General features: G+C 61.9%; 15 protein-coding genes and 1 riboswitch. Of the genes, 13 read left to right on the top strand and 2 right to left on the bottom strand.

Annotation, left to right across the window (positions count from 1 at the left end; all coding sequences use genetic code 11):
* The first annotated feature begins 483 nt into the window (after nt 1–483).
* The 13 genes from V6B15_RS14930 (at nt 484) to cobD (ending at nt 12,330) form a co-directional block, all read left to right on the top strand.
* The gene (locus V6B15_RS14930; RefSeq protein ID WP_224800623.1) at nt 484–759 is read left to right on the top strand and encodes a helix-turn-helix domain-containing protein; all 276 of its coding nucleotides are present in this window, start codon (nt 484–486) and stop codon (nt 757–759) included.
* Between the two features lie 2 nt (nt 760–761).
* Nucleotides 762–920, top strand: a complete 159-nt coding sequence (locus V6B15_RS14935) for a hypothetical protein (RefSeq protein WP_224800622.1) — start codon at nt 762–764, stop codon at nt 918–920.
* A 141-nt stretch (nt 921–1,061) separates the two neighbouring features.
* Nucleotides 1,062–2,138, top strand: coding sequence for a nicotinate-nucleotide--dimethylbenzimidazole phosphoribosyltransferase (gene cobT, locus V6B15_RS14940; RefSeq protein WP_334201725.1), 1,077 nt, complete (start codon nt 1,062–1,064; stop codon nt 2,136–2,138).
* Complete coding sequence (gene cobS, locus V6B15_RS14945) at nt 2,135–2,887, top strand: adenosylcobinamide-GDP ribazoletransferase (RefSeq protein WP_103025255.1); 753 nt, start codon at nt 2,135–2,137, stop codon at nt 2,885–2,887. The genes cobT and cobS overlap by 4 nt, the downstream gene beginning before the upstream one ends.
* A complete protein-coding gene (cobC, locus tag V6B15_RS14950; protein WP_103025256.1) occupies nt 2,878–3,411 on the top strand; it encodes an alpha-ribazole phosphatase family protein in 534 nt (177 codons plus the stop codon). Before cobS ends, cobC begins: the two co-directional genes overlap by 10 nt.
* Nucleotides 3,408–4,013 (top strand): cob(I)yrinic acid a,c-diamide adenosyltransferase, encoded by a 606-nt coding sequence (gene cobO, locus V6B15_RS14955; RefSeq protein ID WP_103025257.1) that lies wholly within the window; start codon nt 3,408–3,410, stop codon nt 4,011–4,013. The genes cobC and cobO overlap by 4 nt, the downstream gene beginning before the upstream one ends.
* Before the next feature lie 32 nt (nt 4,014–4,045).
* A riboswitch (cobalamin riboswitch) is annotated at nt 4,046–4,255 on the top strand.
* Between the two features lie 162 nt (nt 4,256–4,417).
* On the top strand, nt 4,418–6,346 hold the full coding sequence (locus V6B15_RS14960) for a TonB-dependent receptor plug domain-containing protein (protein ID WP_196847015.1): 1,929 nt from the start codon (nt 4,418–4,420) through the stop codon (nt 6,344–6,346).
* A gap of 57 nt (nt 6,347–6,403) precedes the next feature.
* Nucleotides 6,404–7,177, top strand: a complete 774-nt coding sequence (locus V6B15_RS14965; RefSeq protein WP_334201726.1) for an ABC transporter substrate-binding protein — start codon at nt 6,404–6,406, stop codon at nt 7,175–7,177.
* Complete coding sequence (locus V6B15_RS14970; protein WP_103025260.1) at nt 7,174–8,151, top strand: FecCD family ABC transporter permease; 978 nt, start codon at nt 7,174–7,176, stop codon at nt 8,149–8,151. The genes V6B15_RS14965 and V6B15_RS14970 overlap by 4 nt, the downstream gene beginning before the upstream one ends.
* Nucleotides 8,148–8,921: an ABC transporter ATP-binding protein gene (locus V6B15_RS14975; protein WP_103025268.1), complete on the top strand. Its 774-nt coding sequence runs from the start codon at nt 8,148–8,150 to the stop codon at nt 8,919–8,921. The genes V6B15_RS14970 and V6B15_RS14975 overlap by 4 nt, the downstream gene beginning before the upstream one ends.
* Before the next feature lie 6 nt (nt 8,922–8,927).
* On the top strand, nt 8,928–10,388 hold the full coding sequence (locus V6B15_RS14980; RefSeq protein ID WP_103025261.1) for a cobyric acid synthase: 1,461 nt from the start codon (nt 8,928–8,930) through the stop codon (nt 10,386–10,388).
* On the top strand, nt 10,388–11,332 hold the full coding sequence (gene cbiB, locus V6B15_RS14985) for an adenosylcobinamide-phosphate synthase CbiB (protein WP_224800621.1): 945 nt from the start codon (nt 10,388–10,390) through the stop codon (nt 11,330–11,332). The genes V6B15_RS14980 and cbiB overlap by 1 nt, the downstream gene beginning before the upstream one ends.
* Nucleotides 11,329–12,330, top strand: a complete 1,002-nt coding sequence (gene cobD / locus V6B15_RS14990; RefSeq protein WP_334201727.1) for a threonine-phosphate decarboxylase CobD — start codon at nt 11,329–11,331, stop codon at nt 12,328–12,330. The genes cbiB and cobD overlap by 4 nt, the downstream gene beginning before the upstream one ends.
* On the opposite strand, the gene cobU is transcribed toward cobD, so the two are convergent.
* Nucleotides 12,320–12,826 carry a bifunctional adenosylcobinamide kinase/adenosylcobinamide-phosphate guanylyltransferase gene (gene cobU / locus V6B15_RS14995; protein WP_103025264.1) on the bottom strand — a complete coding sequence of 169 codons (507 nt, stop codon included), beginning with the start codon at nt 12,824–12,826 and terminating at the stop codon, nt 12,320–12,322. The genes cobD and cobU overlap by 11 nt on opposite strands.
* Nucleotides 12,826–13,092 carry a DUF1289 domain-containing protein gene (locus tag V6B15_RS15035; RefSeq protein ID WP_442969036.1) on the bottom strand — a complete coding sequence of 89 codons (267 nt, stop codon included), beginning with the start codon at nt 13,090–13,092 and terminating at the stop codon, nt 12,826–12,828. Before V6B15_RS15035 ends, cobU begins: the two co-directional genes overlap by 1 nt.
* Nucleotides 13,093–13,121: the final 29 nt, after the last annotated feature.

Consider the following 13,121-nt stretch of genomic DNA (forward strand, 5'->3'; position numbering starts at 1 on the left):
TGGCCGCGCCGGATGCAGTCGCGATGCAATCCGCTTGCAGGCGTGAGAAGCTCGGGGTATTTGTCCGCAAGCGTCTGATTTGAAAGGAAGAATCTAGGGCGAGATAAAAGCACCGCCGTCGGTCGGGGTGCAGGTGGTTGGTTTTGCTGAGCAATATGCGACGGCACTTAAGTAAGCCGACCGGCGCTCTCCTAACAAAGACGTGTGTTTTCAACTCAGTCAGCGACGGCGCATTGCGTACTCAGATGTCTTTCGAGCCTGATATGCGTCAGCATGCGTACCCATGTCCGTCCAAACAGATATCGGCGCATGCGATAGGATTTTCATTGATCATGTCCTTGGACGGCAGCGCATCAAAGGCGGCCCCAGCGTAGAAACGTCATGTGGCGTGGCAACCCATGATCGAGCGATACTCGGTGTCGATGGCGGGCCGGTCTGCTCCCCTCCATGATCCCCCAGGTCGGTCCGTCATCACCCAAATGAATGAAAGGACCGACCGGCATGCCATCCGCAGGCACGACAGAGCATCTTCGCGAGCAACGACAGCGCCAGACAATAGAACCGATCGTGATGCGTGTCCCCGAGGCCTGCCGCTATCTCGGGATCGGGCGCAGCACGCTCTATGTGCTCATCGGTAAACGTGAGATCGAGATCATCAAGCTGGGCAGTTCGACGCTGGTGCTGACTGCCAGTCTCCGATCGCTGGTTGAGAGACGGCGGAAGAATTCAGATGAGCCGACTGCAGAAGCTGTGCAATGACCATGCATCACGATCTCATGAAAGCCATCGTGCTCGCTGCAATCGTCAAGATGCCAAGCCACTCGAAGCGTCAGCTGGTATCGACGGTTCGGGAGCGACGCGAGAAAGCCGAAGATGCATTGGCAGCCAGCGTGGTCGTGGAACTTTCGCGGCGCTTCTAGTGCACAGGAGCAATGTCCGCTTCGCGCCCCAATTCAGTCATTCACATCGTAGGCGTCTCGACTTGAAAGCTGCGGTTCGCTCGGCACGTCACAATGGCGAGAAGCTTGGCGCTCGTAGGATGGCCCTGCCCCCGCCATTGGATGATCGTTAAGCGCTCGGTGCGTATGCCCAGTTCACGCCGTTCCAAAGTCATTCTGCATTCGCTAGACGCGCAGAATATGACCCGAGCCGACCTTCAGCGTCTGATTGACGATAAGACTAAGCCAACCGGATCAATGGGGCGGCTTGAAAGCCTCGCCGTTCAGTCTGCGGCGATCATAGGCGACATTAATCCCGAGAATGCCTCGGCATCGCTGACCATCTTTGCTGCCGATCATGGCATCGCGGCACAGGGTGTTTCGGCATTCCCGCAGGAAGTTACAGGCCAAATGGTTGCCAACTTTCTTGCAGGCGGGGCTGCGGCGAATGCCATCGCAGCGCAGTTCGGCATACCGGTCACTGTCGTCGATTGTGGGATCATGCATTTGCCAGCGCAACGTGATGGACTGATCGACATGGCACTCGGACGAAGCACGTCCGACAGCTCTACGGGGCCTGCGATGAGTCCAGAGGTGGCGAGCAAGGCAATCACGCAAGGACGACATTTTGCGAGCGGCATCGGGAGCAAGATAGTTTGTTTTGGCGAGATGGGTATTGCCAACACTTCCGCAGCGGCCCTGCTGGCGCACAAGCTGAGTTTCATTTCGGTCGCCGAGTTGGTCGGACGCGGCACGGGTCTCGACGATACCGGTCTCTCCAATAAGAGAGAGATACTCGAACGCGCGGCGGCGCGCACCGGAGAGCTCGCGCCAATCGAGGCGCTCGCCGAGGTCGGCGGTTTCGAGATCGGCACCATGGCGGGCGCGATGATCGGTGCCGGGACATCGGACAAGCTGGTGGTCGTCGACGGGTTTATCGCCACCGCTGCCGCCGCGCTTGCAAGGGCGATCGAGCCGGACTGCGAAAAGGCTTTCGTCTACGCGCATCGCTCGGCCGAGCACGGACATCGGGCGTTGCTCGATTGGTTGGAAGCCGAGCCCTTGTTCGATCTGGACATGCGATTGGGCGAGGGCACCGGTGCATTGCTTGCCGTGCCGATGATCCGCGCTGCGCTATCGCTGTTCGGAATGGCGAGTTTTTCGCAAGCCGGGGTTTCCGGCGCTACTCCGGCTTCATGAAACGCCCCTTCTTCGCATTGCTTGCCGCGTGGGTGTTTCTCACGCGGATTCCATTGCCCACAGCCAAGCTGGACGAGCGCGATTTCGAGGCCGCACCCGGCTTTTATCCGCTTGTCGGACTTGCAATCGGCGCCATCGGAGCGGCTGGCTTCGCACTTGGCTGGACAATCGGCGGCGCTTTCGTCGCTGCAATCTTCGGGACCGCAGCCACGCTGCTGGCGACAGGAGCCTTCCATGAAGATGGGCTGGCCGACCTGTTCGATGGGCTTGGCGCGCCGACAGCCGAGCGGATGATGGAGATCATGCGCGACAGCCGGCTCGGAACGTTCGGAGCGGCGGCGCTGTTCCTCATCCTGCTGCTCAAAATCGCTGCGCTATCCCAATTGCCCTTCATGCTCGCCCTTGCCGCTCTGCCCGTGGCGCACGGAGCCTCGCGCCTGTCGGCAGTGATCGTGATTGCGACCAGTCGCTATGCACGCGCCGACGGGATCGCGAAACCGGTTGCCAAGGGGATCGGAGCAGCTCCGCTGGTGCTGGCGACACTCACCGGGATTGCCGCGGTCGCAATCGGCGCGACCGTTCTTGGGCCCAGCGCCGTGCTGTGCGGCCTGGTTAGTCTGTGTGTCGGCCATGGTTTGACGCGGCTGGTCTTCGAGCGCAAGCTGGGTGGCTATACGGGCGATTGCCTTGGCGCTGTGCAGCAGATCAGCGAAGTCGGCTTCTACCTAGGCTTGATCGCATGGCTCTGATCCTGCTGCGCCACGGCCAGCCCGAGATCGCTGCGGGAATATGCTACGGCCGGTCGGATGTTCCCGCTCGAGCCCTTGGCGAGGGAAGCCTCCGCTCACTCGTGACCGCATTGCCCGACCGCTTCGCACGGATCGACAGCAGTCCGCTGACCCGATGCAATGCGCTGGCTGAGCAGCTGTCCGCGCATTTCGACCTTCCCATCCACGCCGACCCGAGACTGATGGAGATCGATTTCGGGAACTGGGAAATGCAGGCTTGGGACGCCATTCCGCGTGGTGAAATCGATGCGTGGGCAGAAGATGTCGAAGGGGCGCGACCACATGGCGGTGAGAATGTGGCGCAGATGACCGAGCGGGTGCGGGCCTATCTACGCGATGCGGCGAGTTGCGATGCCGATATCCTCGCCGTCACGCATCTCGGCGTCGTTCGATGTGCCAGCGCTGTTCTGGGCCGTGCAAACCCGTTTGAAATCCAACTTGGCTTCGGCCAGTTCCTGACCGTCGAACCGAAAGAGGCACTATGAGCGATACCGACAGAGAAACGCATGCAGCGAGGATGAAGGAACTGCAGGTTGCCCAGTCCAAGCGGCGGCGCGAGCTAAAAGATCCGGAGCGCGGCCTGGTGCTGGTCCACACCGGCGACGGCAAGGGCAAGTCGAGCTCTGCCTTCGGCGTCATCGCTCGTGCGCTTGGGTGGGGCCAGAAGGTCGCCGTAGTGCAGTTCATCAAAGGGAAATGGAAGACGGGCGAAAAGCAGTTTTTCGCGCGCTTCCCGGATTTGGTTGACTGGCACGTTATGGGCGATGGTTTCACTTGGGATACACAGGACAAGGATCGCGATATCGAGGCTGCCGAGAAGGCGCTCGCAAAGGCGGGCGAACTGATTGCGAATGGTGACTACGCGCTGGTTGTGCTCGACGAGATCATTATTGCGCTGCGCTACGACTACCTCACGCCCCAAGCCGTCATCGATGCCCTTGAACGCCGGGGCGATACGCGAGTGATATTGACCGGGCGCGATGCGAAGCCCGAATTGATCGACTATGCCGACACCGTCACCGAGATGACCGAGACCAAGCATGCCTATCGCGCTGGCATTCGTGCCCAGCAGGGGATCGACTTCTAGTCTGCAAGGATTGACAGCGGCGTTTATGCCGCGCATTGGCGCGATCAGACGGTGCTGCAGGTGATAAATCGCCTGGAGCTAAGAGGGAAGCCGGTGAGATACCGGCGCTGTGCCCGCAACTGTGAGCCAGGAGTCCCGAACCAGCATGTCACTGGCTAAGCCCTGCAGTGGGTGGCGCCGGGAAGACGGTTCGAAGACGTTGATCGGCAAGCCAGGAGACCTGCCGTCGCGTCGTTCGTCCGGGGCCGGGTCCAGCCCAGTGGGACAGGAAAATTCTTTTTCCGAAGTAACGACAGCCAGGCCGGTTTCCGGTGTCGCGGCTCATTTCGAGCGGCGGCGGGCCATCTGTCGAGTTTACCATGCGGGCACCGGAGCCTCCGCGTGGGCTGGCTTTGGATATTTCAATGAAAACCGCATTCTATGTGTCCGTCGCGGCATCGGCCGTGGCTCTGTGTTCGACCGGCGCGTTCGCTCAGTCGGTCGATCTTCCCGAAGACGAGGAAGTGAACTCCCAAACGATCGTTGTCACTGCCAACCGCACCGAACGTGCGATCAGCCAGGTCGGTGAATCGGTCACCGTGATCGAGGAAGAGGAGATCGTGAACCGTCAGCCGAGCGAGGTTCTCGATATTCTGCGCACGGTTCCCGGCGTTACATTCAACCGCAATGGCGGGATCGGCACCAGCACGAGCGTTTCAATCCGCGGCGCAGAAAGCGACCAGACCGTCGTCCTGATCGACGGGGTAAAGCTCAACGACCCGTCCTCGACCGGTGGCGGCTTCAACTTCGGCCCTGCCCTCACCGGCAACATCGCGCGGGTCGAAGTGGTGCGTGGGTCGCAAAGCGTGCTCTACGGCAGCCAAGCGATCGGCGGAGTGGTGAACCTGATTACCCGCGAGCCGACCGAGGACCTCGGCGTGTTCGCGCGTGCCGAATATGGTGAGCGCGACACTGCGGAACTCGTCGGCAACGTTTCTGGCAAGTTCGGCCCTGTCGGGGTGAGTGTTGGCGGCAATTACTATCGCACTGATGGCATCTCCGCATTCAGCGAGGCGCGCGGTGGAACCGAGCCGGACGGGTTCGAAAGCCTTGGCGCAAACGCCAAGTTTGATATCGCGCTGGGCGAGAATTTCTCGATCGATCTGCGCGGTTTCTATGCCGACAGCGAGACCGAAATCGATGGCTTCACGGCGACGGGCTTGGGCGATACCAACGAGGTTTCCTACCGCGACGATTTGGTCGGCTATGGTGGGATCAATGCCAACTTCCTGGATGGACGTTTCCGCAACCGGCTGGGGATTGCATACACCAGGATCGACCGACGGAATTTCAGCTTCGATACCAACTCCGAAACCTTCGACGCTTTCGGTGAGAACCTTCGCTACGAATATCAGGGCGTATTCGACGCAGCCGACATAGCCGAGCTCGTTTTCGGCGCAGAGCGCGAGGAATCGGAGTATCTCAGCTCGAGTTTCGGTGCGCCCGCGATTGGCGATGATGTGTGGATCAACTCGGTCTACGGCCAGCTCAATTTGACGCCGTTGGACGGGCTCTCGCTGACTGGTGGCGTTCGCTACGACGATCACGAAACCTACGGTGATAATACAACCTTCGCTGCCAGCGGTGCCTATTCGCCCAACGGCGGCGATACCGTGCTGCGCGGCAGTTATGGCGAAGGTTTCAAAGCGCCTGCGCTGTTCCAATTGTTCAGCGACTTCGGAAATACCGATCTCGAGCCCGAGGAATCGGAAAACTGGGACGTCGGTATAACGCACAATTTCCTCGGTGGACGGGCCGAGGTAGGCGTCACTTATTTCGAACGCGACGCGACTAATCTGATCGCGTTTGTCGGCTGCACCGGCAATCCGATCCCGGCGTGTCAGGATCCGGCCAATCCACGCCCGTTCGGCACATACGACAATATCGCACTCGCAAGTGCCGATGGCTGGGAATTCGGTCTGGCGCTGCGTCCGACCGATGGCTTCGACGTCGCGCTTAACTACACCACCATCGACGCCCGAAACGATGTGAACGGCAATCGCCTGCCACGACGTGCGGAGGATACGATCAGTCTGGTCGCGGACTACCGCATGGAGAACGGCATCGGCATCGGTGCCACCGTGTTCGTGGCGGGCGACAGCTTCGACAATGCCACCAACACCACCCGCCTCGATGGCTATGTGGTGACCGATATTCGGGCGAGCTTTGGCATTACCGAGCAGATCGAAATTTTCGGTCGGATCGAGAACCTGTTCGACGAGCAGTATGAAACGATCTTCCGCTACGGCCAACCTGGTCGTGCGGTGTTCGGCGGCGTGCGCTACCGGATGTAATCGATGGTTCGGACGACCCTCGCGGCGCTGGCGTGCCTCCTCTCGGCCTGTGCGCAGGTGGCGGAGCGGGGAGCGGACGCGCCGCGACGCATCGTCAGCCTCGACTACTGCGCCGACCAGTATGTCCTGAAGTTCGCGGACCGCGAGGATATCCTTGCGCTGTCGCCCGATGCGGGAAAACGCTTTTCCTACATGCGGGCGGCGGCCGAAGGGATCCCCACGGTCCGTCCGCGCACGGCAGATGTGCTGGCACTGCAACCCGATCTGGTGGTGCGAACTTACGGTGGCGGGCACGATATCGCCGATTTCATGAAGGAGCCGGGAGTCCCGGTCGTGCAGATCGGCTTCCCCCAATCGATTGCCGAAGTGCGGGATGAGGTGCTGCGGGTGGGCACCGAACTTGGCAAACCGGATGAGGCCGAAAAGCTCGTTGCCGATATGGATCGGCGATTGAAGGCACTTGCAGAGAGGTCCGGTCCTCAACGCGAAGTTCTTTACATGACCCCGGCAGGCGTAACCGCGGGCGAAGGCACTCTGGTGCATGAACTGTTTGTCGCGGCGGGCCTGCGAAATTTTCAGAATCGACCGGGTTGGAACCCACTGCCACTGGAACGGCTCGCCTATGACCGGCCCGACGTGATCGCGGCAGCCTTTTTCGAAAGCAAGACCAACCACGTCGATAACTGGAGCGCGGCGCGTCATCCGGTGGCGCGGGCACAATTGCGCGAATTGCCAGTCGTGCCGCTGGAAGGGGCCTGGACCTCATGCGGGGGCTGGTTCCTGATCGATGCGGTAGAGGCGCTCGCAGAAGGGAAGGAAGGCGCGCAATGAACCGGGTAGTGGCGATATTGCTGGCAAGCCTTGTGGGCGCACTGGTCCTCTCGGTCGCATTGGGATCGGTGCCCTTGCCGCTTGACCGGGTGCTGGGCGCTCTCGCATTCCAGTCGAGCCAGGGCGATCAACTGGTCGTCTGGCAAATCCGCCTGCCGCGCGCCCTCGCCGCAGGTTTCGTTGGAGCGGCGCTGGGCATGAGCGGCGCGGCCTTGCAGGGCCTCTTGCGAAATCCGTTGGCCGAGCCGGGTATCCTCGGCGTGTCGGCCACCGCCGCACTATTCGCGACCTTCGTGCTTTATTTCGGTCTGGCAACCGCAGGCCCGCTGGTGCTGCCGCTGGCGGCAGTAGCTGGCGCGCTGATCGCTACGCTACTGGTGGCGCTCGCCGCCATCCGCACGCGTTCCGTCGTTACGTTAATTCTGATCGGCGTCGGTCTTTCGAGTTTCTCGGCGGCAATCATGGCCTTGCTGATGAACCTTGCTCCCAACCCCTTCAGCCTCGCGGACATGGTCAACTGGATGTTGGGGACGGTGGACAATCGCAGCTTCGACGACCTGCTATTTGCTCTGCCATTCATGGCGATCGGGGTCGCGATTCTGCTGGCCTCCCGTCGCGGCCTATCCGCGCTTGCCCTTGGCGACGAGGCGGCCGAAGGAATGGGGCTGGATCTCCAGCGGCAACGGCTGGCGGTGATTGTCGGCGCGGGGCTGGCAACGGGCGCCGCAGTCGCGCTGGCCGGAGCAATCGGCTTCGTCGGAATCGTCGCACCGCATCTTGTGCGGCCCTTCCTTCGCTACGATCCCGCGCGGCTACTGGTGCCCTCCGCCCTGCTCGGCGGGCTGATCCTCGTGTTCGCCGATATCGGCGTGCGCGTGCTGCCGACCGATAGCGAGCTGAAGCTCGGCGTCGTCGCCTCATTGCTGGGCGCCCCAGTATTCATATGGATCGCCGCGCGCAGGAGGCTGGCATGACGCTGCTGGAGGCAGAAGGCCTCGGCTATTCGGTCGACGGCAGGGTTCTGATCGCCGACGCCGCGTTTGCTCTCGGCGCGGGCGAGCTGACCGCGCTCATAGGGCCAAACGGGTCGGGCAAAACGACCCTCCTGCGTCTTGCGCTAGGCCTGTTGGAAAAGGACGCGGGACGCTCTTCGATCAATGGAACGGCGGTGGAAATGCTTTCGCCGGTAGCGCGCGCTCGCCGCGTTGCGTATCTGCCGCAAGCGCGTCCGCTCGTTTGGCCTCAGCCGGTTCGCGATGTCGTTTCGCTCGGGCGGTTCGCATATGGCGCTGCCCTTGGTCGCTTGTCGCAGGAAGACAGCGAGGCGGTGGAGCGCGCGATCCGAGTATGCCAGTTGGACGGCTTCGAGGAACGCGCTGCGGACACGCTCTCGGGCGGCGAATTGTCGCGCGTGCATTTGGCCCGGGCGCTTGCAGCGGAAACTCCACTGGTTGTGGCGGACGAACCCGTCGCCGCACTCGATCCGCGCTACCAGCATCAGACCATGCAGCTGTTCGCCGACATGACGCGCGCTGGACGCAGTGTCCTGACGGTCATTCATGATCTCGACCTCGCGCTGCGCTACGCCTCCAAGGTTCTCTGGATGCACGAAGGCCGAATTGTCGCAAACGGCACGCCGCAGGAGACCTTCACAGCCACACGATTGCGCGATGTCTTTGGCATCGACGCTCAGGTTCTGAGCGACGGCGCGCATACCCGGCTCGAAATCTCCGGCCCTGCATAACGTAGCATGACCGGGCGCGCGATCATGCTTCAGGGCACCGGATCGGATGTCGGCAAGTCGCTGCTGGTTGCCGGGCTATGCCGGATCGCAGCGCGCCGGGGGATCGGGGTCGCTCCGTTCAAGCCGCAGAATATGTCGAACAATGCCGCAGCCTGCCCCGGTGGCGGCGAGATCGGTCGGGCGCAGGCCTTGCAGGCAAGAGCAGCAGGCCTCGATCCATCGACTGATATGAATCCCGTGCTCCTCAAGCCTGAAGGCGATCGGCGTGCGCAAGTCGTGCTTAATGGGAAAGCCCTGCGCAGCGAGGAAGCGGCGGCCTATATGGCCAATCGGGGAAGCCTGCTTCCCTCGGTGATCGAGGCATTCGACCGCCTGAAATCGGCGCACGACCTCGTCATAATCGAGGGCGCGGGGAGCCCGGCCGAGGTGAACCTGCGCAAGGGCGACATCGCCAATATGGGCTTCGCGCGCGCTGCCGACGTTCCCGTAGTGCTGGTCGGCGATATCGATCGTGGCGGGGTCATCGCATCGCTTGTGGGCACCCGAACCGTCATCGAGGCAGATGATGCCGAGATGATCGCAGGCTTCGTCATCAATCGCTTTCGGGGTGATCAGACCCTTTTTACAGATGGCGTGCGCTTCATCGAAGACCGTAGCGGCTGGCGCTGCTTCGGCATCGTGCCATGGCTGCAATGTGCCGCGCGGCTGCCCGCAGAAGACGCTGTCGTGCTGCACCAAGCCAGACTGAAAAGCGGTGCCATTCTTATTGCCGTGCCGATGCTGTCGCGGATCAGCAACTTCGACGATCTCGATCCGCTGCGCGCCGAGCCGGATGTGGAAGTCCGTTTCATTCCCCCCGGCCAGCCAATTCCGCGAGAGGCGGATGCGATTATTCTCGCGGGCACCAAGTCTACCTTGGCCGACCTCGCGATGCTGCGGAACCAAGGGTGGCACCATGACATCGTCGCCGCCTGGCGCACGGGAGCGCACATTGTCGGCTTGTGCGGCGGGTTTCAGATGCTGGGCAAGCGGATCGAAGACGCCGACGCGGCAGATGGATTGGCAGGATCGGCGGACGGTCTTGGCCTATTCGATATGACGACGATGATGACCCTCGAGAAAGTGGTTCGCCCCATGAGCGGAACCACGATCGCCCATGGCGACCACGTGACAGGATACGAGATCCACACCGGTCGTTCGCTTGGCCCTGCGCTGAGTAGACCATTCTGCGAGCTCGAGGATGGCAGCTGCGATGGCGCGATCGCGGGAGGTGGCCGCCTGATCGGCACTTATCTCCACGGCGTGTTCGCGAGCGATGCGTTTCGTTCTCGCTGGCTCGAGCGATTGTGCAGCGGTCGGAGCAGCACGCTCGACTACGAAGACAGTGTCGAAAGTGCGCTGGACGAGCTTGCCGACGGGCTTGGGGCGGCCCTCGACGTGGATGCTCTGTTGGCGCTGGCGCGGTGATGGCCGCTTGGATCATGCTCGCAGGGCTGGCGGTAGAAGCCCTGCTCGGCTGGCCGGACGCGCTGGACAGACGGATCGGGCATCCGGTGCGCTGGTTCGGCTGGCTGGTCGAGCGGGCGGAGTGTCTGGGCAATCGAGAAGCATGGAGCAGGTCCGCGCGGGTCGCGATGGGCGGTCTCGTAATACTGTTTCTGGTGGCGCTTGCAGCCCTGCTTGGACTGGCGATCCAGCTGGTCCTGGCTGATGGGTGGGTAGGTTTCGTGCTGATGGCTCTTCTTGCCTCCAGCCTGATTGCCGCACGTTCGCTGCACGATCACGTCGCGGACGTGGCCAGCGCCTTCGAGGGCGCGGGGATCGATGCGGCACGGTGCACGCTCAGCCGCATCGTTGGTCGCGAGACTGCTGAGCTTGACGAGGCCGCCATCGCTCGAGCTGCTATCGAGAGCCTTGCAGAGAACACCTCCGATGGCGTCACCGCGCCCTTGTTCTGGGGGGCGCTTTTGGGATTGCCGGGCCTGTTTGCCTACAAGGCGATCAACACGCTCGATTCGATGATCGGCCATCGCAATGCGCGATATGAAGCTTTTGGCAAGGTCGCCGCCAGGCTGGATGACCTCGCCAACCTTATCCCCGCACGTTTGACGGGGACCCTATTCACATTCTGTGCTGGTTCGGGTCGGGCCATAAAGGTGATGTCTCGCGACGCCCGCAAGCACCGTTCTCCCAATGCAGGATGGCCGGAGTCGGCGATGGCAGGGGCCCTTGGCATCAGGCTTTCTGGCCCACGAGCCTATGGCGCGGCGACGAGCGAAGAGCCATGGCTCAACGCCGAAGCAGGCGACCCGGACGCGGCCGATATTCGCCGTGCGCTGGCTCTTTATCAGCGGGTCGTCGTTGCCGCCGCTCTGCTTTTAGCTGCGCTTGGATGGGCTCACTTGCTATGAGCGATCCCGATCTCGTTTCCGGCCATGGTGGGCGGATCGATGCGATGGCGCGGGCATTTCCCGATGCGCCCCTGCCATGGATCGACCTGTCCACCGGTATCAATCCGGCTGCCTATCCGTTGCCCCAGATGCCGACCGATGCATGGACACGGCTGCCGGGCGAGATAGCCCGCGCGAGCTGCGAGAGCGCCATGGCTGGTGCGTTCGGATGCGATCCTGCCTACTGCCGCGCGGTTGCGGGAACCGAGGTCGCCATCCGCCAACTGCCGTCGATCCTGCGGGCGAAAACGGTGGCGGTTCGCGCTCCAAGCTATGCCGATCACGCGCAAAGCTGGCGATCTGACGGCGCAAGCGTCGTAAAAAGGCTGGATCCGCTGGAGCTGGTCGAAAAGGCCGATGTCGTGGTGCTCGTGAATCCCAATAATCCCGATGGGCATTGCTGGCCTGTCGAGCGGATCGAACACGCGCGGGCCCGACTCGCGAAGCGCGGCGGCTGGCTGATCGTGGACGAGGCCTATGCCGATCTCGATCCATCGAAAAGCGTCGCTCCGTTTGCCGGGAGGCGGGCGCTGATAGTGCTGCGATCCTTCGGCAAATTCTACGGCCTGGCAGGGCTCCGGCTGGGTGCGGTGCTAGCTCCACCCGATGTTCTGCGCGAAATTGGGGAAAGGCTCGGCGGCTGGGATGTTTCCGGACCGGCCTTGGCTATCGGCAAATCAGCCTATGCAAATGTTGAATGGCAGGCGGCAACCCGCAAACATTTGGCGCTGCGGATGCACGAGCTGCGGACATTGATCGCGTCGGCGGGCCTGAATGATCGCGGCGGAACCGATCTTTTCCGGTTCGTCCAGGCATCCGATGCACCTGCTCTATGGCGAAAGCTGGCCCGCCATGGCATCGCCGTTCGGCGATTTGCGGGGGACGATCATCACCTGCGCATAGGGCTTCCGGCCGATACTGCGCAGTTTGATCGACTTGCGGAAGCCCTCAACCCTTGAGCCGCAACGGTATCCCGGCGACCACAAGCTCGACCGTGTCGGCGATTTCGGCGAGCCGCTGGTTCAGTCTTCCCTGCTCATCGCGGAAGTCTCGGCCGAGCTTTGTCTCGGGGACGATCCCCGACCCGACCTCGTTACTGACAAGCACGATATCCGCTGTTGCGCATGTGATGCTGTCGATCAGAGCAGCGGTTTCGCTGGAGATGTCCCGCTCCGCTAGCATCACGTTCGACAGCCACAAAGTGCAGCAGTCGATAAGTATCGTTCCCTCATTTAGCGAAGCGATCGTATGCGCAAGTTCGATTGGTGACTCGACCGTCCGCCAATGCTCGTCACGCTCTTCGCGATGCTTTTGAATTCGCTCTGTCATTTCGGAATCATAAGCCTGAGCGGTGGCGATGAATATGTGCGGTCCCTGCAATCGACTGCCTGCCGCAAGAGCGTGCCGGCTTTTGCCCGAACGAGCGCCCCCGAGGACGAGGTGAACGGAAGCCATCAGGTGAAGCCCTCGTCTAGTCGCCGCGCTGCCGCCCGGTTTACGGAACGTTTCTCGTCGCACGCCATACCGGACCAACGCGCGATCTCATCCAGCGTCCGGCCACAGCCCATGCAGACCTCATCATCTGCCGACAGCTTACAAATACTCCGGCACGGCGATTGCGTGCCATCAGGGCTAATAGTTGGCATGAGGCCGGTTCTAACCATGGTTGGCCTAGCTGGCAAAGGAACGCGCAGGTCTTGGGGGACTGGACGATGAAGCATCTCATGAGCCGCGAAAGGCTTCTTTCGGC

Source organism: Qipengyuania sp. Mu-71, from assembly GCF_036867055.1.
In the GTDB taxonomy this organism is placed as follows: Bacteria; Pseudomonadota; Alphaproteobacteria; order Sphingomonadales; family Sphingomonadaceae; genus Qipengyuania; species Qipengyuania profunda.